The sequence below is a fragment of the Wolbachia endosymbiont (group A) of Limnophora tigrina genome (assembly GCF_964263225.1).
Taxonomy (GTDB): domain Bacteria; phylum Pseudomonadota; class Alphaproteobacteria; order Rickettsiales; family Anaplasmataceae; genus Wolbachia.
The window spans coordinates 223,537-247,324 of sequence record NZ_OZ181654.1; the positions used below are offsets into that span (position 1 = coordinate 223,537).

Consider the following 23,788-nt stretch of genomic DNA (forward strand, 5'->3'; position numbering starts at 1 on the left):
TTTAAACTACAATTTCATCAAAATGAATGTTTTTCCCGCTTGGTAAGTATAATCCTTCTAGATCAAGCGTTACTTTTCCTTCTTTCACCTCTGTCATTTTTACTTTTTCTAGCTTAAATCTTTCCTCCCACCTTTGTAGAGCTTCTGCTACTGCTGAATAGATTTCCAAAGTTAAATCTCTATTTATTGGCTTATCTACTAATTCAAATAGTCTTGACCCATAATCTCTCCTCATTACTCTACTGTTAATAGGAGTGGTCAGTATATCAATTATTGATTGTTTCAGATGTTCTATTCCTTCTAATTCTTTTCCTGTTTTGGAGTCCATCCCTTTCATTTTTAGCCTGCAAACACGTTTTCACTGCCTTTTATTACTTTAAACCCACATGAAACTATATCTCCTACTCTTCCCGCTCCAAACCCATTTGCAAACACTGTTTTTGATCCTTGAACCATTACTTCTCCTTCACTAAAACTTTCTCCTTGTCTGCACATTGGCTTCTAAGAAACTCCCTCAACCAGTTCATCTTTTTGAACTAAGATGTAGCCAAATTCCTGTGCTTTTTTGATCAAGTTTTTTTTAACTCTCTCTTTGTAACGTGTTTCATAATAGTTCATTCCTTTTTCAACATACTCTTGCCCATACTTTAGCATACTATAAAAAATGCATGCTAGTTTTCTTGCGGTAGCCGTGATTGCTTTTGGTGCACCTAGTCGTCTCTTTATTCTTCTACAGTACGCACCTATTCCGCTGTTGCTTCTTGATACACAGTGAGCAGCTATTCGAAATGCATTTGCAGCACGATTAATGACTTTACGCGTTCTTGTGCTAAACACTTTTTCTCCTGTAATTTTATTGGCAGGGCTGAGCCCTAACCACGATGAAAAGTGTTTTTCTGTCCGCCATCTATTAGGGTTTATGCCAGTTTCTGAAATTATTGTTTGTATGGTTACTACATCAAGTCCTGGAACTTTTGTGAAATCCCTACCTGTAATTCTATGCAGTTCTTCGTGTATAGCAAAGTTTGGCCTATGTTTTGTAGACTTACGCTTTATTTTATTACATAGCTTGTTCCCACCTGACTTTGTCTCAAATGTTTTATAATATCCTTCAATACTTCTATCACATTCTGCTATTTTTTCCTGATAAATATTGTATAGCTCAAACTCTTGTTTTAGTGTAAACAGGTGTTCCTCTCTATAGTCTCCTGCTAATGCTTTTGCAATGGTAGATTTATCATTTTTTATTCGTCCATCTCTTAATTCAGCTAATTTTTCTGGATTTCTTTCACCTTCAAGTATTGCTTTAATAATTTGTATGCCAGTAACTCCTGTTATATCGCTTATCACCTTATGCAATTGAATGTTCATTTGAATTAACGCTTTTTGCATACGTTGAATGTGTGCTGCTGCACTTTTTATTAGGTTATCTCGTTGTCTAGCGTAGCTGCGTAATACACAAATTTGATTATCTGGTCTAAATGACCCTTGAAGCAGTCCATAGCTATGCAGTTGTTGTAACCACTGGCAATCCTGAACATCAGATTTTCTTCCAGGCACATTCTTAACATATTTTGCGTTTACTAATTTTACTTCAAATCCATATGATTCAAGTACTTGAAACAAAGGGATCCAATACACTCCTGTTGATTCCATGGCTATTGTAGTAACTTTGCACCTCTTTAACCACTTTGCTAAGTTATAAAGATCTTCTGTGAAGCAGCAGAATTTTTGTATATTCTGTTTATCTCTTCCTTCTGGTACACATACATAATGCACAGATGAACCAATATCTATTCCTGCCGCATCAGGGTTCATTACCTCTAATTTACTTTTTGTTTTTGCCATTTCTAACCTCCATCATATAATAGTTGAAAAGCACTTCAGCTTGGAACGGTTGAATTATACGCTCTTCTAATCGAGGTAGTCTCAAAGACTCCATCAGTGGTTTGATCGTTCCTTCCAAAACCATGCTAACCTACGGGCACTAAGGCACCATTGCCTATTCGGCTATAACTGCAGAAGCGCTTCTCCGTAAAATTATATTCAAAAAAGTAGAAAATAGGAGTTTCTTTCTGGTTTGACAGGTTTTATATCTGTCCGATGCTTACCATTTACAAAAACATTGTTACTCCCACTAATGCAAAAATGCGGTGTTACTTCTACACAATAATCTCCTACTCGTACAACCGATTTATTCATTTAATTAAGGTTTATTCTATCTGCTTTCAGTTTTATTTCGCTCTTCGTCATCTCTATGCTCGATTCCCCAGCTTTCAGTGTTATTTTGTCTACTACTTCAATCTCTAAATGATGCTTCTCTTTATCATATAACAATCTTGTTCCATCCTGAAACTTCACACTATTTATTTCTTTTTTATTCTCTGGTGCAGCATACTTCTGTTGATATATTCCAGCTAGTACTACTCCTAATGATAACTCTCCCAATGGTGACAATATTACTACCTGTTCATTTATGCTTGGTGGTAGCCAGCTTCTTTCCTCTCCTGCTCTAGAAGTTATCCATGGAAGAAAATCTGTTAAAAGTTCTCCTATCTTCACTCTTACTTTTGCTTTCTCATAATCTACTTCTTTTACAACTCCTATTCGTACAATGTTTGCTAACTTTCTTTGCAGCTCTGAAATAGCAAAATTACTCTCTAACATTTTCTTCTATTATAATCGTATGTGGCTTAATCTTATTTTCTGTCCATATCGATTTACCTAAATGAAGCTGATGACTCCAATCAACCATCCACACCAAATATGCATCTAATTCGGGTCTAAATCCGTCAATTTCTGCAGAGATAAATTCTCCTGGTGAAACATTTTTTATATTCCATGTATTTTTGTTTACAACTTTTGCCACCTCAGCAGCTAATGTTCTGACAATAATAGCTGCATTTTCTATTGTGCTATCAATCACAATTCGTGCTTCAAATCTTGCTTTCAGTGCTAATTCTTCTGTTCCTGGATCTTTTCCCGATTCTAAACTCACAAGCTCTACAAATAACGCTGGCGCTAATAATTCTTTCCTTATCGATGGATAAATTTCACAAGTTTGAATTGCTGGTATTTCTTTCTTCAGCGTAGTGAAGATTGCGTTATGCAAATCTTTAAAATTCATATATTTCTTGTAATATCACGTTCAAAGAACTTTTCAAACACTTCCTCAACCTCATAATTAACAAGATTCCCTATTATCCTTGAAGCCTCAGGTTCGAGTGACAATTTAACTTCCTTTATTGGCAATGCTGCTCTTCCTTCACGTTTAAACATACCGCTATTTCCTTTTGGCATAACTGCTGCAAATCCTCCTATAAACTCATGCTTTCCTACTTTCGATCCTCTTCTTGTTTTTTGTATTTTGCCAATTGTCGATGCTCTAATGTCGTAGAGATTTGCTCTAATTAACACTTCTAATCTGCTTGTTTTTGCTTTAAAAATTCTTAATCTCTTTCTTATCAAACTTAATTTTATCTTCTTTTCCTCACTGATTTCCTTAGCTGCTTGCGCTTTTAACCATAGTGCTGTTCTATTTAGTGCTTTTATAGCTGCCAGTTTTACTTTCTGCTCTTTTTCGTCAATATTGTAGACTATTTCATTAATATTGTTACTAATTTTAATATCAAACATTTTCTATTGCCTCAATTTTCCATATTTCACTCGAAGAATCTTTTAACGGTGGTTCAAAAATCTTGTAGAACCTTTTTTCAATCTTGATATAATCACCAATGCTAAAGGAAGTAACGTCCTGATCACGTATTTCTATAGAAGCAATTTGCTGAGTTAATGCTCCATCTGCACCTAGAGAGTACGTAGTCTCAGGACGTTTAATTAGCACTTTTATTCTACGAATGCCCTCCTTATTTTTATTACAATATGTGGCTTCCACTCCTAAATGCTCAAAACAATCTTCCAATAATTTTCCTATATTCATCAACTAGAACTAATTTTTACCAAAACTCCCGGACGATGGCACATTGGCAATGGATTCGACTGCGTATGTAAATCAGTTCCTCTATCAAATCTTCTTGGCTCTTGTTTTGCATAGAGTGGCTGTCCAAGAGTATTCACTGTTTCATTAAAATCTGCTGGTGCAAAATATGTTGTAAATGTGCTTGCTGTTCCTACTGGAAAACAGTGCCCTGTATCTTTCTCAATAAATCTTCTTACGGTTCCTTCAGGGTCAGTTGCTTGCCCTCTATATTCCTCAAATGTTATGCCACAGAACGTAAATCCTGACCTCATATCATTTCGAAGTGCTGCTCCTTCTTGCCATCTTTCATATGCTTCTTTTACTTTAGCATGAGAAGTTAATGCATCAAAAAACTCAGGGCTTACCAAGGCATGAATTCCTGTCATATATTCACCACTTAGATTATCTTCTATGTGCCGGAGTACTTCCAGACACTTACGTTTTACGTCAGTTGTTGCTGTTCCAAGGGCAAAATTTACTACTTTTGGTGTTATTTCAAATTCGTTGTACAGATTTAATAATTCTGACCCATCAGCATCTAAAATTATTCCTTTCAGTGCTCCCATTCTCAAATGTTCTAATGTTATTGCGTGTTTGTTCCTCATCAATTGCAAATGATCCGTTATTACATCTGCCAGTGCTTTAAGTTCACTTTCTGATCCAAATGCCCTTATTCCTTGCACTTCTTCTGGCAGCACTACATCATCATGAGGAATATGTGGAATCGTAAATGTCCTTATTTTCCTCTTTTCACGTTTTCCCACTGTTGCTGGTGCTCCTGGAATTTGCGTTGGCAATAGACTTAAAACTCCATTATGTTCTTCTATTGTAATATGTCTAAATCTTACTGATCTACTTGGAAACAAATTTAAATTTTCAACACGTCCATAATTTATCGGCAATATATTCATCGCATTTGTTAGTGCCGTCATGCTAAATGCTGTATTTGTAAATGGATTTTGCATTCTTTTTCCCCTTATTAATTTAAGTTAAACTCCCTTGCGGATAATGATACCTCGTCCTTCAAGTTGCCTTATTGCTGTAGCTTTTTGCTCTTCAGTGATATTTGCTGGCCATACAACTGCATGATCTGCTAGCATTGCTATTCGAGTAACGATTACTGCTTTAGCATTTTCTATTGCATTCACATCACTTACTATTGCACCTATTGCTGTTTGTGTACCATCTGTGGCTGTTGGATTTATTATCTTAATCATGTTGTCTTTATCACTACCAACAACTGTCCCTAGCTTCAGATTTTGACCCTTTACTACCGTTATTTGGTCTCTTGAATATAGACTTGATGCCTCATACTTTAATAAGTCACCTAGATTATTTTGTTCGATTATACAACTCATAAAATTTCCTCATTTATTTTCCCCTTTAGTTTTACCGCCATGTTTGTAATTGTTGTACGCGGCGGTTATAAAAAAACTTAAATACTTGATTGCGCTCTAGTCCTTGCTACCTCCATCATCAACTCTTCTCCTGAATTCTGCGGTATTGCACTCAGTATCTCTGTCTTTTTCGTTCTCTCTGCAAGTAATTCCATTAAAACTTCCCTGGCTTGCTCAATACTTACGCCTTGCTCTATAAATTCTTCTATTTTCTCTGGCATTCGTGATAAGTTACATAAACGTATTAATTCAAGAACTTCAGTACGATACTTAGTTAAATTATCAGTTTCTAGGTCAGTTGTAGTTTGTTCATTCATAGTAATACTCCTGTTTTTATTAATAGATGAAAGAATTGTAACTCCATCTGCAAGACCTATTTCTATTGCTCTCTCGCCAAAATATAGCCCTGCCTCCGTTGATCGAATCTTTTCAATTGAAAGACCTCTGTTCCTCGCTATTAGCTGCACAAACATTTCATATAGTCGGTCTACTTCTTTTTGTAAGCTTTCCAGACTTTCAGACGTCATTGGCTCATGTGGATTTAAATCATTTTTTCTACTTCCTGCAAATACTGTGGTATATTTTATTCCACATTTTTCATTAAATCCACTTTGATCTATATGACTTGCAATTACCCCTATGCTTCCTACTCCTGAGGTTCTGCTCACAAATACCTTTTCAGCGCTAGAGGCTATAGCGTACGCAGCAGAATATGCATCATCATTTGCTATCGCTATTATCCTCTTTTTTGCTCTTGATTCATAAATAAAGTCAGCTAGGTCAAATATACCGTTTACCTCTCCTCCGGGGCTATCTATTTCCAGTATAATTGTCTCTATGCTACTATCTGCTAATGCTTGTGTAATTTGTTCTTCTATTTGCTCATATGATGTCATTCCGAGCATTTCATCAAATGCACCAGGTTTTTTAGTTAAAATGCCATGTATCGGTATTATTCCTCTTTCACTATTTCTTACTGCATGTTTTATATTTTGAAAGATAGGCTGCTTTCCTGTTTGTAGTGACAGTAACTCAAAACTCCTTGGTTCTACCATTACACATCTGTTTAGCCATTGTTGTTTCATATCACCTCTTGATTTGCAGTAACCTCAGAATCAAAACTTAAGCCCAGTTCGCTTGCACGTCTTTGATCTTCTGCTATTTCTTGGTCAATTTCTTCAACATCGTAACCCATTTCTGATACTACTTCCGATCGACTCTTAAATCCATTTCTTACTGCCATTTGTTGTGCTTGCTGATCTTTCAGTGGATCCACCCAATCAAATCCCTGTGGTATCCATTTTACTTCTTCTTTCGCTGCTTTTACTACTTTTTCATCTATACTCAGTTCTCCACAAAGCACTGCTAATTCTAGCCATCTATTCCAAATAGGTCTACAAAACTGGAACACTATCACGTTATGCTGTAACATTGCACACCTTCTGCGAAACTCTATCAGCCCTGCTCGAATGGATGAATAATTAACGCCGGTTAAATCTCCTGTTAGTTGCTCGTATGTTATTCCTGTTCCTATTGCTATTGCCCTCAGTTGCTGTCTTATAAACGCTTCATAACTTCCTCCAACATCTGACGGTTCTGAAAATTTTATGTCTTCTCCTGGGTCTAAAAGCTGCATTGTTCCTGGCTCTAAACCTGATAATGCTACTCCTTGCTCATTCGCTTCGCCTTCTCCTAAAATATTTGCCTCAGGATCAAGTCTTGTAATAAACCCTGCAAACATTGCTGCTGTCTTTTTTCTCACTAATTCTGCATCATCGTATTGATCAAGCTCATAAAGTTTCAGAAGTATACTCGAAAGCCAAGGCTCCCCTCTAATTTGCCCAGGTCTTAGTGGTCTATAGATATGTAAAACATCGTTTGCTGGTACTCTCACTGACTCTCCAAACGAACCTTCTCCTGGATGTTCTCTAAATAAGTAATATGCCTCTCTTTGCCCAAGCTTGTTAAACTCAATCCCGTTTCTTATTACATTACCATTTCCTAAAGTTTGATTTGTTTTATTATCTAAATGTTCAGACTCAAGTACTTGCAGTTGTAATGGCACAGAAAATCTATCTTCCAGCTTTCTCGTTCTTAAACGTACAAAACATTCTCCTCCCTCTATCATACTTCTGCATACTAGAGCTTGTAATCCATAAAAATCACTTATTCCACAGCTATCTGCTTCATCTGTCCATCTTAGCCATAATTCTTGCACCTTCTTTCGAAATTCTCCATCTCTTGCCTTTGATTGTGGTTTTATTCCTGTTCCAATCGAGTTACTTACTATTGTATCAATTATATTTGCTGCATATGGATTTTTTCTTACCATATCACGTGATCTACTACGCAAAGTTTCAAGGCTTTGAGAGAGTAAATTGTTTATACTTCCTGTTTCCCCCTGCCAATACATTACTCTTCTTCCTGAGCCTGCTGCATCCCAAGCAGAACTTTTGATTTTTGGCTTACTAAATAGTTGTTTGAAATTTTTCAGCATCATACTAACCAAAATTCTCTTAATTCTTTCAAAGTTCCGTTAAATTTATTTCTGTCACATTTTCCGATTCCTTCTACTTCATGTGGCTCTGGATTTGTTTTACCGTCAGTATATTGCCATAAAATCCAATCATTCCAGCCTTTTGGTAATGTGAGCTCTTTTCTCCAGCCTGCTATCCATAATGGACATTTTGTCAAAGTTGGCGTGGCAAAATCCTTAAGAAAATAGCTACTGCCATAAATTAGGGGTAATCTTCCTGTTACTTCTTCAACTCTCTTTACAAATTCCTCAGCTTGCTTAACTGCAATATTTTTGCCACTTTTGTTTTCTTCAATATCCAGCGCAAGTATGGTATTTTTGCTTTCACCTACCGTTTTTAGAAAATGATCAGCTTGATTCTTGCCGTTTCCTTCTGTGCCAAAATGATATGCTCCCCAGAGTAATCCTTCTTCTTCAGCTTTCTTTCTTCTCTTCGCATACTTTGAATCCACATATTTTAGCCCTTGTGTTGCCTTGTGAATTACTCCAACTATACCATTCTCTTTGTCTAGCTTAAAATTCACATTTTCTTGCCAATGTGACAAATCTATTATTCCATTTACTGGACTCTCTCTATTCTCCCATAGTTTTATAAAAGTTTTTAATTGCTCTAAAAATTCAGAATATTCCTCTTTTACAACTTTTCTCAGAAAATTTTCCCTCATATAACTCCTTTATTTGTTGCAAAAATAATCTTTCGTTTAGGCTTCATTCCAGCAATCTTTAGTTCACCTTTAATTCGTTGTCTTAAGCTTAGTAAATCATTTATATCTACTTCAGCATATCTTACAACATGGTCACCATATGCAATTGATACTACTCGCTCTCCGTTTTGTAGTTTCTTTATCGCTTCTTCGACTTGAATTAGATAATCTTCGTTATACATTTACTACTCGCTGATCCATTTGCTTTTCACTATTTTCTTTGATTTTTTACTTTCTGGTTTTTCACTTAAACTATTCCATTTACTCTCTGGCCAACGATCGATTCCAAGCGCAATAGATGCTGCTCTTGCATAAATCCTACAGTCTAATACTTCATTTCTTTCTCTTACCTTTTGCCACTCTTGTTTGGTATAACCTTTTACTACTTTGCTGACTAATTGCTCTGCCGTTAGCTGCTTAAAATATTCAGGTGCATACTCGGGAAAATGACAGTATCCTGCTGGAGCTTCTTCACCGTCCTTTAAAACATTAAGTAATTGAAAAAGTTCTGACTTTAAAATCGATACTCCCACTGGCCAGAGCTTTATTCCTCTTTTTAGCTTTTGACCACCAACTGTTATATCTACTCTACTTGGGCTGCTAAGTGGTACTAGAGCTTTATTTACACCTTTCACTGCCATTACTCTTCCAGAGCCTTGATGACCTCTTACCCAGTTGTATACTTCTTGCGTTGCATATCCAGCATCTACTGCCATCATACTTATCATATATTCAAGATCATTTTCACCGATAAAATGATGATTGAGTAACTCTGAAAGCTTTCCCCATACTTCTCCTCCTCCAGTATCACCTTCAAATACTCGGTAGTCTATTGACCAACTTTCACGGCTTTTTCCCCATGCTACAACTTCTACTTCTAAACGATCTTTTTGGACATCAACACCTGCTGTGAGAACTACTTCGCCTTTTGGTACTGTGCCAATCTGAAAAAATTCTCTCCTGTTAAATAATTGCTTCCAGTCTGGTACTTCTCCTTTATCTACCCAAGTTTCTCCTAAAGTGGTATTTATCCAAACTTTCAGTAATTGTTCACTTTCCTTTGCATGGAGAAAGTCCTCTACTGCTTGTTGCCAACTATACCAACCAACTGGACTATAAAGACTTGAAAGATGAAATCCTTTTTTCTCACCTTTTACTCTATTAGTAGGTCTCCATTCTCCACGCTCAAGCATCTCTGTCTTTTGATGATTTTCTATTTTGCCGCTACATTCAGTGCAGACATAATGTGCTGTTCTTGAGTCGTTGTTTTCCCATTTTATTTGTGACCATTTTAAAACTTGATAGTAATTACAATGCGGACATGGAACAAAAAAGTATCTCTTATCTGTTGCTTCAAATTCTTTCTCAATTCTGCTTATTCCATGAATTGTTGGTGTTGATACTAAAAAAATCTTTCGCTGTGCAAATGTATTAGTTCGAGCAATACTAAGCAGTACTGGATCTCCTTCTCCTCCTGAATCTCCTGGGTAGGCATCTATTTCATCAAGAAAGAGATATTTTACTGGCATAGATCTCAGTGCTACACTGCTATTTGCTCCGGTTATTACTACTATTCCACCTGGAAATTCCTTACTTTGCACAGTATTGCCCGAATCTCTTGACCTTGGGTCTTTTACTTTATTTTTTAAACATGGCGTACTCTCTATTAACGGTGCAAATCTTCCCTTCGACCAACGTTTTCCCATTTCAACTGTTGGCTGTACTACTAGCATTGGACCTGGTGTTTGATCGATGATATAGCCTATCCAATTGTTACCAGCTTCTGTTCCTCCAATCTGCGCTCCTTTCATGAATACTACTTTTTCTGCAGTTGAAGACGGAGATAGTGAATCCATGATTTCTTTAAGGTATGGCGTTCTCTCTGTTCTCCATTTCCCTGGCTCTGATGCTGCAGTTGGCGCTAAAACTCGATACTCATTCGCCCACTCTGACACTTTAAGTAGTGGATCTGGCTTTAAACCTTCAGAAAAAGATGTAGCATATATCATATCGCTAGCTCTTCACCATCATTAGATGATACCTCAACATCACTTAAAATAGAACTGCACTCACTTGTTTTCTCACTTTCAAGTTCAATAAACATTTTCTTTTCAAGTGCTTCTTCTATGTACTTCTGAGTTAAATTACTCATTGCTATTGCAGCTATGAGCGCAACTATTCCCACCATTACCGCAGCTATAATGTTAGGGTAAATTCCCACTATCACTATTGCACATACTGTTATAGAAACACAGACGATATTGATATATTTCTTTATTTTTTTGTCTGCTATTTTCCTTTCTTCAAAATATTTATTGCTCAATAAATGAAATGTTGGAAAGTTCTTCTGTCTTCCAAATAACACTATTTCCTTCTCTTTGCTCAGTAATTTTATTAATTTTGCGTTGTTCGTTATTATTGCATACTGAAAAACATCCGTGGCATCTGCTCCTCTCTTTAGCAACAACTTTACTACGTTAAAGTGACCATGCTTTACAGCAACATAAATTCCCGTTTTTCCACTCTCATCTACAGCATCTATTTCAACTCCTTCACCAAGAATACCGTCTATTAGGTCTTCATATCCTTTTCTGGCAGCTAAATGAAGCAAACTGTTTTTATCAGCTCCGTATCTATTACTTGCTAAAATCTTTACTATATCTAATCTATTTGCTTCTTTTGCATAACAAAATGGTGTCTTGCCATTATCATCCTTAATTAAAGGATCTATATCTTCTCGCGTTAGTAAAACTTCTATTGTTTTCAGCCTTTCAGCATAATGTAGTGGCGTTTTATTTTCATAATCTTGTAAGTTAACCCCAGCATTAGGAACATTTATTAAGCATCTTACAATATCTAAACATAAGTCCCTTTCGTCGTAATTACTACTACTTATAGCTACGTGCAAAGAAGATAATTTCATTGCATTTCTGCCGCTGCCAACTACATTAACATTCGCACCAAGATTTGAAAGTAATTTTACTACTCCTAGCTTCTTGTTGTTTACTGCATAATGAATTGCTGCATGATTTCTCGCATCAAGAACATCTTTGTCCGCATTTCCTTCTCTAATTAAAATTTCTACTATTTGTTCATGCCCAGCTCCTGCCGCTAAGTGTAACGGTGTATGTAGTAAAGCATTCTGCTCATTAACATTAGTCCCTTTGTCGAGTAAAAACCTTACAGCATTTGCTTCATTCAACATCGCAGCTAAGTGAAGTAAGCTATCTTTCTCCAATCCATATTTGTGATTGATTAGTGCTTGTAATATCTCTTCTCTTGCACAATCCAGCGCACTTTTACCATTATCATCAGTGATCAGTGGATTAATATTTTTCCTATTTAGTAAGAGAGCAACCATACTAAGCTCGTTAATTTCTACTGCATAATGTAGTGGGGTTTTCCCATTTAATCCTCTAACATTTACATCCACTCCTGGTTGATTAATAAGACACTTTATTAATTCTAAACTTAAGTTAGCAGACATTATTTAAAACTTAATATTAGATAATTCTTGTAATGAGTTTGTAATCTCTTCGGTTAGCGCCATATGAATCTTTTCAGTGTCACTCAGTGATGCAAGCAGTGCTGAAACCCTATTTGGAATATTAAGCAAATTATTACGGACAACTCTTGCTACATTAAATGCATCGCGCTTTACTTCCTCTACTGCTACAAGTTCACCAATCTCAGCCTTAGCTTTCGCCTCAAGAAGTTTACCTCGTTCCATTTCATTTTTTATTCGAGTTTTTAGCAACATCGTGGAAAGGTTACTTGTATTTTCGTTTTCTGGATTTTTCCTCCTAAGTGGCTGACTTGGATCTCTTATTGCCGCTACTGCTTCATTTGCTTGTTCTCTATTGATCAAACCATCCTCCAACTCAACTATCCCTTTCTTTACTAAATAACAGACATATTGCTTTGATACTCCTATCTCTCTTGCCCATTCTGTTTGTGTTATTTTTTTCACTTTTTTTTTCTTCTCTCTTTTTTGCCTATTTTTTACGAATTTTCTTCTTGAGTCTCTGAAAAGGTTTTACCAGTACCGGCTAAAATGGCATCTCTTCCCGTGTATACTTGCCAACGTTTTATCGTTACATCTACAAACTTTGAATCTAGCTCTATTGTTCTGCAAATTCTTCCTGTTCTCTCACATGCAATCAATGTGCTACCAGAACCGCTAAATGGATCAAGTACTATGTCTCCTGGTCTGCTGCTGTTTACTATTGCTCTCTCCATTAGCTCTACTGGCTTCATTGTTGGGTGCAGTGAGTTATGTATTGGCTTATCATAAAACCACAGATCACTTTGATTTCTTCCTCCATGCCACTCACGTTTATTGCCGCTTTTCCATCCATAGAGCATTGCTTCGTATTGTCTTTGATAATCAGATCTTCCTAGCGTAAAATGATTCTTTGCCCAAATGATAAAAGTTGACCATTTTCCTCCTGCCTCTTCAAATGCTTTTTGCAACGTTGAAAACTCTGATGATGATATGCAAATGTAAATTGCACCTTTCGTATATGCTAAAATATGGGAACAGATGTCATAGAGAAAAAGTTCGTACTTTTCACCTTGATTATCATTTAATATCTTTTTGTCTTGGCTATTACCATAATCAACGTTATATGGAGGATCACAAACAGTAATGTCTGCCATTTTATCATCTAACAGCGCTTTATATGATTCAACTACAGAGCTATCACCACAATAGATTCGATGATCACCTAAAATCCAAAGATCACCTGGCTTTGTTATTTCTACCTTTTTGTCATCAACAACTAAGTCAGAAAGATCTTCTTTTTCACCATCTAAATCATCAAGAAAGTTTTGAACTTTTTCCAATTCAAATCCAGTCATTTTAAGATCAAACTGCAAATCTTCTAACTCTTGAATTTCCATTCTCAAAAGATCATCGTCCCACTTTGCCCAATTAGCTGATTGATTTGCCAGTAATCGAAAAGCTTTGGTTTGTGGTTCATTTAGATTATCACTTAAGACCACTGGAATACTCTCCATACCAAGTTTTCTTGCTGCTTTAAGTCTTAAATGACCATCAACCACAGTTCCATCGCTTTTTGCAACTATTGGAATACGAAAGCCAAATTCCCGAATAGAAGCACACATTCTGTTGACTACATCGTCATTTTTACGTGGATTACGATCATATTCAACTAGGTTTTCAACAGGATAGTAGTGGATTGCTAAATTCATATAATTACTGTACTAATTAAAAAGTTAATGTTCAAAATATCTCTGACGCTAAAGAAGGCCCGAGGTCAGCACCACCAAACCCGCCAGTATGGCCGAAAGGACCCACTTTTACGGTATTTTTAATGTGTTAAAATCTTTACTAAGATTCATAACGTAGAACATTAATGCCAAAGCATCTGCTTGATTATCATCTCTAGGTGAAAAACCTTTTTCACGTATCGCTTCAATAACTTCACTCTTACTTGCATTACCTTTGCCTGCTATAAAGCGTTTTATAGTTTTAACATTAACACCTTGGTAGGGAATATTGTTCTCTTCACACCAAGCAGATAGAACGGCAAGAAAACCACCGTAGCAATGCGCTGCATCAGTTCCTAGATGTCTTCTTACTTCCTCAAAATACACTGCAGTGAACTCATGTTTCAAAGAATTAAGCCAATTGTGAAAACTTAAAAAACACATTCCACCTCCACTGAAACGACTACCATGAAAGCTTTTGCTCCCACTTTCAATTATTCCATCTGTTAGAATTGCCCAGCCTGTTTGCTTGCCGAGATCTAGCGTTAAGATTGACGTACAAAAACTCCTTTGTGTAATTAAAGTTCAATGCCCTGTATAATATATATGTACGATGACTCGCAAATTCGTCCGCAATTTTGAAAAAAAATTAAAAAAAATTTCATATCCTGCCATTTGAGTTTTTACTTATCTTAATAACTATTTTACATAACTTATATTACGCCAATATTTATATTATTATATTATCATATATTATATTTTACCTGTATTTAAATATATATATAATATATATAAGACTTCAGTAATCCGCAAACCCTCTTTACTGGCCGATTTTAGCCACTTAACTTTAGAAACGGCTTTTAGGAATAGAACATAAAAAAGACAATATTATCAATAACTTAACGATCACTGCTTTCTGAAATACTAATTAGTAACTCAGAAATTAGGTATGAAATTGGTAGTTTTTTACCTATGAAAAAGTAGCTTCAGTAGTGTATCAAAACGTTTAAATCTTATTTTAATTTTTAAAGATTTTATTCTTTTAGATAAAAAAATTATTACTACTTTTTTATAATAAATTAGTCATACAAAGTCTTGGTAAAAATCTCTATTCATGAAACTTTTGGAGTTTTTATGAAGAATTCTTATCAAGGAATCGATTCTACAATTGTTAAACATGTGAGATTTCAAGCTTCGCGCCTTAAATCCAAAAGCTGTTTTATTAACGAAAGTCTCGAAGATATAGAACAAGAGCTTTTTTGTCAGGTTTGGCAATATCTTAACCAGCACGATGAGAAAAGAAGTAGTTTTAGTACTTTCGTTGCTAGATTAGCTAATTATTGTGCTCGCAATATGTTACGCAACCAGTTATGTCTAAAACGTAATATAACTTTTGATGATATAAACGACGATATTCCAGATCATAGGAACTCGGAAATCGAAGCGATAATTCGCACTGATATAAATAATATAATTTCAACTTTGTCTGAAAAAGATAGTAATTTATGTCAATTACTTAAGGTATTTACTATTACTGAAGTTTCTGTAATAACCAAAATACCAAAGACAACTATCTATCGCACACTAGAACGAATACGCGATAAATTCTCAGTTTTAGAGAAGTTATAAGCTCTCGATTATATTTGCTCAAAAATTTTTTTTTGCAAATTGCGGACGAATTGCCTAGGTCATCGTACATATATATTTAGGTACTGGGAGAAAAATGAAAATAATGAACAGCAATGAACGGCTAAAAGTTCAAACAGGTATAAAAATGGTCATCTTTGGTCCTTATGGTATAGGTAAAACTAGTCTCTTAAAGACCATAAATGAACCAACACTTTGTCTTGATTTTGAGGCAGGTTTACTTGCTGTTCAAGATTGGCAAGGGGATTCTGTAAGTATTCGTACTTGGAATGAGGCAAGAGATATTGCATGTCTCATAGGTGGTCCTAATCCTGCGTTAAAATCTGACTCAGCGTATAGCCAAAGACACTATGAGCATGTATCCAGTAAATACAAAGAGCTTTCTTCAGAGTTTCTCAAGTATCGATGTGTTTTTATCGATAGTATTACAGTAGCCTCTCGTTTATGTCTATTATGGGCAAAAATGCAACCTGAAGCTTTTTCTGAAAGATCAGGAAAACAAGATATGAGAGCTGCTTACGGGTTACTTGCTCAAGAGATGATGGCTTGGCTCAATCAGTTTCAACATATTCCAAATAAAGACATCATTACAGTTGGAACTCTTGGACAATACCTCGATGATTTCAATCGCTCGACTTGGCTACCTCAATGTGAAGGAGCTAAAACTGCAAGTGAAATTCCTGGGATAGTTGACGAAGTAATTAGTATGGTTGGAATCAAGAAAGATGATGGTACAGAGGTTCGTTCATTTGTCTGTCAGACGATTAATTCTTGGGGATATCCTGCTAAAGATCGAAGTGGTTGCCTTAATATGGTTGAAGAACCGCATCTAGGAAAACTTCTTACAAAAATTAAAACTAAAGCTTTTGCAATTCAACCTGTCACGCCCAACATATAGGAGGTTATTATATGCTACAAAACTTTTTAACTATTGGTCAAAAAATTCCTTTTTTCAGTGTGAAAGAATACTTGGATGATCGATCGCCAACACCAGAGGATATAATCTCACCAAGAATTTTAACAAAAAGAGGCTTATTGGTACTGGGTGGCCCACCTAAAATCGGCAAAAGCGACTTTTTGATTTCATGGCTCGTTCATATGGCTGCAGGTGTTTCTTTTCTTGGTATGGCTTCAAATAGACCTTTAAAAATTTTCTACATGCAAACTGAAATTGAATATGAATATATGAAAGAACGTTTGCAATAACTTGATAATGAACTTTTGAATGTAGCTGCTAACAACTTAATCATTACGCCAAAAGTGCACTTATCATTTAATCATGATGAAATAAGTGAAATTAAGGAGATTGTAAATGAACGCTTTAAACCTGATGTTTTGGCCATAGATCCATTACGTAACATCTTTAGCAGTGAATATGGGAATGAAAATGATAATAGTGCTATGCTGTTCTTTCTGCAAAAGACTCTTGAGAAGCTACGCAGTGCTGTCAATCCAGATGCTTGTATTGTACTCACTCATCATACAAAAAAATTATCGAAAAAGATGCTCGAAGAAGATCCATTTCAAGGCCTAAGTGGTGCTGGATCTTTACGTGGATTTTACAGTACTGGTATGGTGATGTTTGCTCATGATGAAGAAAGCAGTGCACGCCAGATAGTATTTGAGCTTCGCAATGGTGAACGCGTGCCAAACAAACTTGTCGATAAGATAAATGGTCATTGGCAGCTAATGGAATAGCTAACTTTCACTTTAAAGTCAACTTATAGGAGAGCGTATGCTACAAGATTTTTTAACTGATTTTAATAATGCAAAACTGCAGAACAGTTTAATACCGAAAGGTACAATAGTCAAGGTAAAAATGGCAATAAAGCCTGGAGGTTATGAAAATTGGTTCACTAAAAACTACACTACTGGCAGTATCTATTTAAATGTAGAATTTACCGTCACTGAAGGCTCATATGCAAAACGCAAGATTTTTCAGATTATAGGTATCAAAAATGGCAAAGCAGAAGGTGAAGAAGACATCTGGGGAGAATCTGGACGTTCTATGCTGCGTAGTATTTTGGAATCATCCAGAAATATTCATGCAAATGACACTTCAGAGAAAGCAGTGACTGCTAGAAGAATAAACTCTATAGCTGATTTCAACGATTTAGAGTTTACAGCAAAAGTAGGCGTTGAAACTAATAATACATACGGAGATAGAAATAGGATTACTACAGTTATTACTCCAGAATTACAAAAAAGTTTTCAAGATGATTGGTTGCCATTTTGAAGTATGACGAAGGAAAGTTGTGGGCTGCTGTTATTACTAGAGCTATTCAGGATGCAGCAGGAAAAAACCCTAAACTTAAAAAAGAGGCTTGTCAATGGATTCGCTCACGATCTTTTGAAACTGTTTGTGAGCTGGCTAATCTTGACTTTAAACGTCTAAAAAATATGTTGAACAAATTTGGAATAAACAAGGAGAATTTTATGGATTTTTCATCTAAAAATGCTTTGAAAATAAAATCATTATTAATTAATAACATCAAAGATTGTTTATCTTATTTGTTACCTGAAGGCAAATCTTACCAAGATAAATTCTATATTGGCAGTAGAAATGGAAATAAGATAATAGTTGAAATGGAAGGAGAAAATGCAGGAAATTGGTACAACCTGATCGAAGAAAAGAAAGGAAATATAATAGACCTTTGGACTTTAGTTAAAGGTAATATAGATTCTGCTGAAACATGGTTGAACGGTAAAGATGAAAGAAGTTCCATATTACAAGAAAAACAAAACGAAGGAAAAGCATTTTCTGTAAATCATTACTTAAATGACAAATCACCAATGCCACAAGATATAATAGGCCCAAGAATTTTGACACCAGGTGGTCTTTTGGTCATAGGTGGTACTCCAAAGATTGGCAAAAGTCATTTTCTTCTTTCTCTATTAGTACATCTGGCAGCAGGAAGATCATTTCTTGGCATGAAGCCTACAAGACCGCTAAAAATATTCTATCTACAAAACGAAATGGAATATGATTACATTAGAGAACGTATACAACAACTCAACAAACTTCCTCATTTAGCAACAGAAAACTTAATTGTGACGAACAAGATGAATTTGACCTTAAATGAAGAAGGTATAGAAAAAATAAAAAATATGGTAGAGGAAAAGTTTGATTTAGTTGTGATTGATTCTCCTTATAATTCCGTTAACTATGGTCTGCAGCATGCAATAGAAAAACTACGTTCCAAGATTAATCCTATGGCTGGAATAATCATCACAAATCACACCAAAAAAGTACCTACCTCTATATTGGAAAAGAATCCATTTCAAGCTCTTGTTGGTGCTAATGCTTTAAGAAGTTTTTATACATCTGGAATAGTAATATTTCAACCCAATAAACGTACAAATATCTTGCAAGTAGTATATGAACTTAGAAACGGTAGATCTATACCAACAAAATTCATCAACAAGATTAATGGATGTTGGAAATCTGCTAACTTTATAGCTAGAACATAAAAATTCTTCAGGTAGGTATGGATATTTATTGTTCACAAAGAAATGGACATTATAAATTATTAGGGAAGAAAGAACAGTTAAGAACTCAACTCCTATCAAATATAAGGTCATGTCTTTCTTATTTACTGCCAAGAGGAACTTTTCGTGGTGATAAGTTCTATGTAGGTGATCTAAAAGGCAATCAAGGGAAAAGTATGATAGTGGAGTTAATTGGCAGTAAAACCGGATTATGGCACGATTTTTCTACCGGAGAAGGAGGAGATATTTTTGATCTTTGGGCTGCTGTTACTGGAAAAAATCAATTTACTGATACGATAGAAGATATTGCTAAGTGGATTGGTTATTCGGAAAAAAATAACACTCTGGGGCAACCAACGGCATCATGGAACTATTACGATGAAAGTGATCAAGTGATTGTTACAGTTTATCGTTATAACACTGATTCAGGAAAAAGATATCTTCCTTTTGATGTAAAAAGGTCTAGTTTTACTCCACCACAGATCAGGCCTTTATATAATATTTCAGGTATTATGAAATCTGATAAGGTGATTTTAGTTGAAGGTGAAAAGTGTGCAGATGCTCTGATAGAGCAAGGTATGACTGCCACAACTGCAATGTTAGGAGCAAATGCACCAATAGAAAAAACAGACTGGTCACCACTTAAGGGCAAGCATGTTATTATTTGGCCAGACAATGATGAACCAGGTAAACAATATGCTGAGAAAGTTGTGAAAAAGCTTACTTTTCTTGGTGTTTTATCACTTACTCTTCTTGAAATACCTGACAATAAACCAAAAGGATGGGATTCAGCTGATGGTATAGAAGAAAAGATGAATATTCCTGAATTCATTGAAAATAACTCGAAAAAAATCATCGTTAAGCAATTGCTTAATATTCAAGAATGGAGCGTAGAACGTTTTATAGGTCCAGTACCGGAGCAAAAGTTTCTTGTTGAAGGGTTATTTCCTTTAGGAGTAACATCTATTCTAGCTGCAATGGGAGATACTGGTAAAGGTATGCTTCTGCTTGATTTAGCACTGAAAGTTGCGAGTAGAAAAGATCAGCCATGTGGTTTTGGTCCTTTAGTTACTGAACATGGATCTGTGGTAATTTTCTCAGCAGAAGATGATATGAGTGAAATACATCGTCGTTTAGAGCGTCTTGATTCGCAATGCGAAAGATTAAAATATAAAGATAGGCTCTTTATTGTACCATTACCAAATGTTAGTGGATCACTTACAATCATAAAGAGTGTTTCAGGTAAAGTTATAGAGACTTCTCCTGAATTTGAATCGATAACAAAACAACTTAATAAAATAAAAGACTTAAAATTAATCGTATTTGATCCACTTGCATCATTCGTGCATGCTGATTTAAATACTGACCCAGCCGTAGGCGATTATTTGATGTCTTTATTATCTGATTTAGCAGGTAGCACTGGAGCATCAATAATTACTGCCCATCATATGAGAAAGCCAAAAAGTGAAAAACCTATATCGACTGTTGAGCAAGCACGTGATGCCATTAGAGGTACATCTGCTCTTGTTAATGGTGTTAGGTGTTCATACGCTTTTTGGTCTGTGGAAGATACAGCTAAACTGACAATTTTTAAATCAATAGGAGAATCTGTAAGACAGAACGCATTATTTTATGGAGCAATTGTTAAAGCAAACGGTTTGGCTGATCGCACTTTACGCACTTATTTAAGAAATGAAGAAACAGGATTGTTAGAGGACATAACTGAAAGATTAAGAATAAAAAATATGAACGAAAAAAATTCAAAGCAGCATCTTATAACTGCAATTACACGAGCAGCAATTTCTGGACATCCATTTACCCATACAGGAAGTACAGGAGTGTATAAACAGCGGCATAGACTACCTGAGGAGTTTCACAGTATAGGAAGAGATAGAATGGAGCGTATAGTTCAAGAGCTGTTACAAACACGGAAGCTGGTTAAGGGAATGGCTACTGGTTCAAAAGAAGATAAATGGCTTGACATTCCTAGCGGACCATTTGCTCGCGGCGTTGGAAAGTTTAGCTGTGGAGCTGAGCTATTCTCCTAAAAAATTTTTCTGATATAAAAAAATATTTTGATTTTTGCGGACGAATTTTGAACTCACCGTACATATATAATATAGGGGGAAAATGTCAATACTCACACAGTCAGGAAGAGCAGCAATAGCAGCAAGTATAAAAGAGCAGTCTCTACATCTTGCTTGGGGAAGTGGTGATTCAAGCTCTGGAAGTAGCCACAAAGTAGAAAAAACTTTCGTTAAGGGTGAAATAAAATTTGATCATCAACCTATTTTTGATCGTCAACCTATTAAAGATGTGAAGGTTTTTACAGGGCAAACAACTTATCAGCCAAGTATTGACTATACAGTTAATGGCAGTACTGGTGTAATAAAACTTACGGAAAATAGCTCTATTCCAGTAAGTGATAAAGTTACTGTAGAGTATAGTGAAAGCACACCACCAGAGCTGATAACTTCTGAAAAGCTGCTCAATGAACTTGGCAGACGTACTGCAGATGAGGTTCTCTTTTGCACAGGTGATGAGAATGGAGAGCTTTTGACTCCAACAGGGAGGTTTAGGTCCTCAAATGTACCAACCAATAATTTGTACCTTAAATTTACTTTCGATTTCACGGATGCAGCAAATCAAGTGATAAGGGAACTAGGAGTTATGGTTGGTACAAGGGTAAAAGAAAAATTGCCTCCTGGACAAAGGTATTTTGAACCACAAGATATAGAAGACCCAGGAATCTTATTAGTTTTAGAACATACAGTACCGCTCATTAGGACTTCAGCAACCAGGGAAACTTTTTCGTTTGTAGTGACATTTTAGAAAAAGAGAAAAAAGATGACCTTAAATAGCTATTATAACCGCTTTAATCCTGACAAAGAATACGAAAAAAGCTTGTTTCTAGCAGGAAGAGGTCTACAGTCTGCAGAATTAAACGAGACTCAGGAGTATGCTCTCTCTAAGCTTAAAGGCATAGGCGATGCAATATTTCGTGATGGTGATGTTATAACAGGAAGCAATTGTATTATAGATAGAGAAACTGGTAAAGTTACTCTTGAGTCAGGAAAAATCTATCTTCGTGGAGCAGTTAGAAAAGTAGAAGCAAAAGAGTTTGTTATTCCACTGAGTACCACAGTGCGTATCGGTGTTTATTATCTAGAATCTACGATTACAGAACTTGAGGACGAAAATCTTCGTGATCCTGCTGTTGGTACACGTAATTATCAAGAAGTAGGGGCAGCAAGGCTTAAAGTTTCCATCATTTGGGGATACCAAGTAGAAAGTGTTACTGTTAACTCTACAAATGGCGAATTTTACCCAATTTACAACATTGAAAATGGAGTATTAATAGAACACTCACCGCCACCACAAGCAAATATAGTAACTACAGCTCTTGCTCGTTATGACAAAGAGGCAAATGGTTCCTACGTTGTAAATGGCCTTGAAGTGATGTTCCTCCACAAAGAAGAAAAGGGAGAAGAAGGGGTAAAAAAAGGTAAAAAAGAAATATTTGTGATTAATGAGGGCAAAGCTCATGTTGATGGCTATGAGATTGAGTTACCTCACAGTATTCGCATTTCTTTTGATGAAGATCCAGATATAAAATCAGTTGAATCAGAGCCACATACTTTTCAGCCAAATAGCCAAAGAGTAATGGAACTGAAGGTTAATGATTTTCCAATAAGTGAAATTAAAAAAGTAGATATAACTGTTCAGAAAACTATTACTGTTACTCACGGTTCATATTCAGGAGCTATTGATCCGATACCTGACTCTGCAGTACTTGAGATTATTCAAGTTAAACAAGGCAATGTTATTTATGAAAATAGTATAGATTACAAATTAAACGCAGGAAACGTTGATTGGTCATTACCAGGTAAAGAACCAGCTCCTGGAAGTAGTTATCAAATAACTTACCGCTGTCGTACTCATGTAAGCCCTGAAGATATAAGTGAACAGGGATGCAAAGTAAAAGGAGCAGTTGATAACAGCTTGGTTCTGATTGATTACACCTGGAAAATGCCCCGCTTTGATTTAATTACTATCGATAGCAAAGGAGTGGTAAGAAGAATAAAAGGAATTTCTCACCCTTGGCGACCATCGATGCCTAAAGCACCTAGCGGACAACTTTTGCTCTGCTACATTCATCAGACATGGAAAAACGGAGAAAAAGAAGGGGTAAAAATAGTGAATAATGCTATTCATGCTGTACCGATGAATGAGCTTGAAGCAATGAAAAAAGGAATAAATGATCTTTATGCGCTGGTTGCAGAGGAACGTTTACGCAGTGATGCAAATTCAAGAGAACCTACAACGAAAAAAGGAGTATTTGTTGATTCGTTCTTCGATGATGATATGCGTGATCAAGGAATTTCGCAGTCTGCAGCGATAGTAAACAAGGAATTAATTTTACCAATAGATGTAACGATTGCTGATATTGATGGAGGAGAAAAAACTTATTTGTTGCCGTATGAACTTGAACCGGTACTGGAGCAGCTTTTACAGACTAAAGGAGAAAAGATCAATCCATATCAAGCTTTTGATCCAGTCCCGGCACAAATTACTCTAAATAAAAACATTGACCACTGGACGGAGGTTACCACGAATTGGAAAAGTCCAGTAACTAGAGTATTTAATGTTAAAGAAACAACAGAGCTGCTGTCAAGCACCTCATACGAAACTGAATTTATGCGAGAAGCAACTCAAAATTTTGAGATTGAAGGTTTTGCAACTGGTGAAAAGCTTAAGGAATTAAAGTTTGATGGAATTTTTATTCAACCTAAAGCATAGAAAA

24 protein-coding genes and 2 pseudogenes are annotated in these 23,788 nt (G+C 35.9%); 8 read left to right on the top strand and 18 right to left on the bottom strand.

Going from position 1 to position 23,788, the window contains the following annotated elements:
• Position 1 precedes the first annotated feature (1 nt).
• The 18 genes and pseudogenes from ACE38P_RS01100 to ACE38P_RS01185 all read right to left on the bottom strand — a co-directional run bounded on the left by ACE38P_RS01100 (position 2) and on the right by ACE38P_RS01185 (position 14,400).
• Positions 2-337, bottom strand: a complete 336-nt coding sequence (locus tag ACE38P_RS01100) for a GPW/gp25 family protein (RefSeq protein WP_213863527.1) — start codon at positions 335-337, stop codon at positions 2-4.
• Between the two features lie 2 nt (positions 338-339).
• Positions 340-501, bottom strand: a pseudogene (locus ACE38P_RS01105) (PAAR domain-containing protein); the annotation flags it as partial.
• On the bottom strand, positions 502-1,848 hold the full coding sequence (locus ACE38P_RS01110) for an IS110 family transposase (RefSeq protein WP_353280896.1): 1,347 nt from the start codon (positions 1,846-1,848) through the stop codon (positions 502-504).
• A 354-nt stretch (positions 1,849-2,202) separates the two neighbouring features.
• A complete protein-coding gene (locus ACE38P_RS01115; protein ID WP_208571542.1) occupies positions 2,203-2,667 on the bottom strand; it encodes a phage baseplate assembly protein V in 465 nt (154 codons plus the stop codon).
• Complete coding sequence (locus ACE38P_RS01120; RefSeq protein ID WP_213863529.1) at positions 2,654-3,127, bottom strand: hypothetical protein; 474 nt, start codon at positions 3,125-3,127, stop codon at positions 2,654-2,656. The genes ACE38P_RS01115 and ACE38P_RS01120 overlap by 14 nt, the downstream gene beginning before the upstream one ends.
• A complete protein-coding gene (locus ACE38P_RS01125) occupies positions 3,124-3,636 on the bottom strand; it encodes a phage tail protein (RefSeq protein WP_213863530.1) in 513 nt (170 codons plus the stop codon). The genes ACE38P_RS01120 and ACE38P_RS01125 overlap by 4 nt, the downstream gene beginning before the upstream one ends.
• On the bottom strand, positions 3,629-3,940 hold the full coding sequence (locus ACE38P_RS01130) for a hypothetical protein (protein ID WP_141457308.1): 312 nt from the start codon (positions 3,938-3,940) through the stop codon (positions 3,629-3,631). Before ACE38P_RS01130 ends, ACE38P_RS01125 begins: the two co-directional genes overlap by 8 nt.
• Complete coding sequence (locus ACE38P_RS01135) at positions 3,940-4,944, bottom strand: major capsid protein (protein WP_341810412.1); 1,005 nt, start codon at positions 4,942-4,944, stop codon at positions 3,940-3,942. Before ACE38P_RS01135 ends, ACE38P_RS01130 begins: the two co-directional genes overlap by 1 nt.
• A 24-nt stretch (positions 4,945-4,968) precedes the next feature.
• The gene (locus tag ACE38P_RS01140; RefSeq protein WP_341810411.1) at positions 4,969-5,337 is read right to left on the bottom strand and encodes a head decoration protein; all 369 of its coding nucleotides are present in this window, start codon (positions 5,335-5,337) and stop codon (positions 4,969-4,971) included.
• 77 nt (positions 5,338-5,414) lie between these two features.
• Positions 5,415-6,461 carry a S49 family peptidase gene (locus ACE38P_RS01145; protein WP_341810410.1) on the bottom strand — a complete coding sequence of 349 codons (1,047 nt, stop codon included), beginning with the start codon at positions 6,459-6,461 and terminating at the stop codon, positions 5,415-5,417.
• Complete coding sequence (locus ACE38P_RS01150) at positions 6,458-7,876, bottom strand: phage portal protein (protein ID WP_213863533.1); 1,419 nt, start codon at positions 7,874-7,876, stop codon at positions 6,458-6,460. Before ACE38P_RS01150 ends, ACE38P_RS01145 begins: the two co-directional genes overlap by 4 nt.
• The gene (locus ACE38P_RS01155; protein ID WP_341810409.1) at positions 7,873-8,577 is read right to left on the bottom strand and encodes a glycoside hydrolase family 25 protein; all 705 of its coding nucleotides are present in this window, start codon (positions 8,575-8,577) and stop codon (positions 7,873-7,875) included. The genes ACE38P_RS01150 and ACE38P_RS01155 overlap by 4 nt, the downstream gene beginning before the upstream one ends.
• Complete coding sequence (locus ACE38P_RS01160; RefSeq protein WP_341810408.1) at positions 8,574-8,798, bottom strand: gpW family head-tail joining protein; 225 nt, start codon at positions 8,796-8,798, stop codon at positions 8,574-8,576. Before ACE38P_RS01160 ends, ACE38P_RS01155 begins: the two co-directional genes overlap by 4 nt.
• Before the next feature lie 3 nt (positions 8,799-8,801).
• Positions 8,802-10,625, bottom strand: coding sequence for a phage terminase large subunit family protein (locus ACE38P_RS01165; RefSeq protein WP_341811531.1), 1,824 nt, complete (start codon positions 10,623-10,625; stop codon positions 8,802-8,804).
• The gene (locus tag ACE38P_RS01170; RefSeq protein WP_010082188.1) at positions 10,622-12,103 is read right to left on the bottom strand and encodes an ankyrin repeat domain-containing protein; all 1,482 of its coding nucleotides are present in this window, start codon (positions 12,101-12,103) and stop codon (positions 10,622-10,624) included. The genes ACE38P_RS01165 and ACE38P_RS01170 overlap by 4 nt, the downstream gene beginning before the upstream one ends.
• A 3-nt stretch (positions 12,104-12,106) precedes the next feature.
• Positions 12,107-12,586 carry a hypothetical protein gene (locus ACE38P_RS01175; RefSeq protein ID WP_264378236.1) on the bottom strand — a complete coding sequence of 160 codons (480 nt, stop codon included), beginning with the start codon at positions 12,584-12,586 and terminating at the stop codon, positions 12,107-12,109.
• A 32-nt stretch (positions 12,587-12,618) separates the two neighbouring features.
• Complete coding sequence (locus tag ACE38P_RS01180; RefSeq protein ID WP_374699358.1) at positions 12,619-13,830, bottom strand: DNA modification methylase; 1,212 nt, start codon at positions 13,828-13,830, stop codon at positions 12,619-12,621.
• A 108-nt stretch (positions 13,831-13,938) separates the two neighbouring features.
• A complete protein-coding gene (locus ACE38P_RS01185) occupies positions 13,939-14,400 on the bottom strand; it encodes a crossover junction endodeoxyribonuclease RuvC (RefSeq protein WP_374699819.1) in 462 nt (153 codons plus the stop codon).
• A gap of 582 nt (positions 14,401-14,982) precedes the next feature.
• On the opposite strand from ACE38P_RS01185, the gene ACE38P_RS01190 reads away from it, so the two are divergent.
• The 8 genes and pseudogenes from ACE38P_RS01190 to ACE38P_RS01225 all read left to right on the top strand — a co-directional run bounded on the left by ACE38P_RS01190 (position 14,983) and on the right by ACE38P_RS01225 (position 23,784).
• On the top strand, positions 14,983-15,477 hold the full coding sequence (locus ACE38P_RS01190) for a sigma-70 family RNA polymerase sigma factor (protein ID WP_019236463.1): 495 nt from the start codon (positions 14,983-14,985) through the stop codon (positions 15,475-15,477).
• 94 nt (positions 15,478-15,571) lie between these two features.
• Positions 15,572-16,393: an ATP-binding protein gene (locus ACE38P_RS01195; protein ID WP_010082113.1), complete on the top strand. Its 822-nt coding sequence runs from the start codon at positions 15,572-15,574 to the stop codon at positions 16,391-16,393.
• 11 nt (positions 16,394-16,404) lie between these two features.
• Positions 16,405-17,193, top strand: a pseudogene (locus tag ACE38P_RS01200) (AAA family ATPase).
• 37 nt (positions 17,194-17,230) lie between these two features.
• Complete coding sequence (locus ACE38P_RS01205; RefSeq protein ID WP_010082125.1) at positions 17,231-17,731, top strand: hypothetical protein; 501 nt, start codon at positions 17,231-17,233, stop codon at positions 17,729-17,731.
• Positions 17,728-18,966, top strand: a complete 1,239-nt coding sequence (locus ACE38P_RS01210; RefSeq protein ID WP_374699359.1) for an AAA family ATPase — start codon at positions 17,728-17,730, stop codon at positions 18,964-18,966. Before ACE38P_RS01205 ends, ACE38P_RS01210 begins: the two co-directional genes overlap by 4 nt.
• Positions 18,967-18,983: 17 nt before the next feature.
• Positions 18,984-21,032: an AAA family ATPase gene (locus ACE38P_RS01215; RefSeq protein WP_374699360.1), complete on the top strand. Its 2,049-nt coding sequence runs from the start codon at positions 18,984-18,986 to the stop codon at positions 21,030-21,032.
• A gap of 82 nt (positions 21,033-21,114) precedes the next feature.
• On the top strand, positions 21,115-21,816 hold the full coding sequence (locus ACE38P_RS01220) for a hypothetical protein (RefSeq protein ID WP_374699361.1): 702 nt from the start codon (positions 21,115-21,117) through the stop codon (positions 21,814-21,816).
• A gap of 15 nt (positions 21,817-21,831) precedes the next feature.
• Positions 21,832-23,784: a DUF4815 domain-containing protein gene (locus ACE38P_RS01225; RefSeq protein WP_374699362.1), complete on the top strand. Its 1,953-nt coding sequence runs from the start codon at positions 21,832-21,834 to the stop codon at positions 23,782-23,784.
• Positions 23,785-23,788 lie beyond the last annotated feature (4 nt).

Coding starts and splice junctions, on each gene's coding strand:
- ACE38P_RS01100 (WP_213863527.1), bottom strand. CDS start 337: ATGAAAGGGATGGACTCCAAAACAGGAAAAGAATTAGAAGGAATAGAA.
- ACE38P_RS01110 (WP_353280896.1), bottom strand. CDS start 1,848: ATGGCAAAAACAAAAAGTAAATTAGAGGTAATGAACCCTGATGCGGCA.
- ACE38P_RS01115 (WP_208571542.1), bottom strand. CDS start 2,667: ATGTTAGAGAGTAATTTTGCTATTTCAGAGCTGCAAAGAAAGTTAGCA.
- ACE38P_RS01120 (WP_213863529.1), bottom strand. CDS start 3,127: ATGAATTTTAAAGATTTGCATAACGCAATCTTCACTACGCTGAAGAAA.
- ACE38P_RS01125 (WP_213863530.1), bottom strand. CDS start 3,636: ATGTTTGATATTAAAATTAGTAACAATATTAATGAAATAGTCTACAAT.
- ACE38P_RS01130 (WP_141457308.1), bottom strand. CDS start 3,940: ATGAATATAGGAAAATTATTGGAAGATTGTTTTGAGCATTTAGGAGTG.
- ACE38P_RS01135 (WP_341810412.1), bottom strand. CDS start 4,944: ATGCAAAATCCATTTACAAATACAGCATTTAGCATGACGGCACTAACA.
- ACE38P_RS01140 (WP_341810411.1), bottom strand. CDS start 5,337: ATGAGTTGTATAATCGAACAAAATAATCTAGGTGACTTATTAAAGTAT.
- ACE38P_RS01145 (WP_341810410.1), bottom strand. CDS start 6,461: ATGAAACAACAATGGCTAAACAGATGTGTAATGGTAGAACCAAGGAGT.
- ACE38P_RS01150 (WP_213863533.1), bottom strand. CDS start 7,876: ATGATGCTGAAAAATTTCAAACAACTATTTAGTAAGCCAAAAATCAAA.
- ACE38P_RS01155 (WP_341810409.1), bottom strand. CDS start 8,577: ATGAGGGAAAATTTTCTGAGAAAAGTTGTAAAAGAGGAATATTCTGAA.
- ACE38P_RS01160 (WP_341810408.1), bottom strand. CDS start 8,798: ATGTATAACGAAGATTATCTAATTCAAGTCGAAGAAGCGATAAAGAAA.
- ACE38P_RS01165 (WP_341811531.1), bottom strand. CDS start 10,625: ATGATATATGCTACATCTTTTTCTGAAGGTTTAAAGCCAGATCCACTA.
- ACE38P_RS01170 (WP_010082188.1), bottom strand. CDS start 12,103: ATGTCTGCTAACTTAAGTTTAGAATTAATAAAGTGTCTTATTAATCAA.
- ACE38P_RS01180 (WP_374699358.1), bottom strand. CDS start 13,830: ATGAATTTAGCAATCCACTACTATCCTGTTGAAAACCTAGTTGAATAT.
- ACE38P_RS01190 (WP_019236463.1), top strand. CDS start 14,983: ATGAAGAATTCTTATCAAGGAATCGATTCTACAATTGTTAAACATGTG.
- ACE38P_RS01195 (WP_010082113.1), top strand. CDS start 15,572: ATGAAAATAATGAACAGCAATGAACGGCTAAAAGTTCAAACAGGTATA.
- ACE38P_RS01205 (WP_010082125.1), top strand. CDS start 17,231: ATGCTACAAGATTTTTTAACTGATTTTAATAATGCAAAACTGCAGAAC.
- ACE38P_RS01215 (WP_374699360.1), top strand. CDS start 18,984: ATGGATATTTATTGTTCACAAAGAAATGGACATTATAAATTATTAGGG.
- ACE38P_RS01220 (WP_374699361.1), top strand. CDS start 21,115: ATGTCAATACTCACACAGTCAGGAAGAGCAGCAATAGCAGCAAGTATA.
- ACE38P_RS01225 (WP_374699362.1), top strand. CDS start 21,832: ATGACCTTAAATAGCTATTATAACCGCTTTAATCCTGACAAAGAATAC.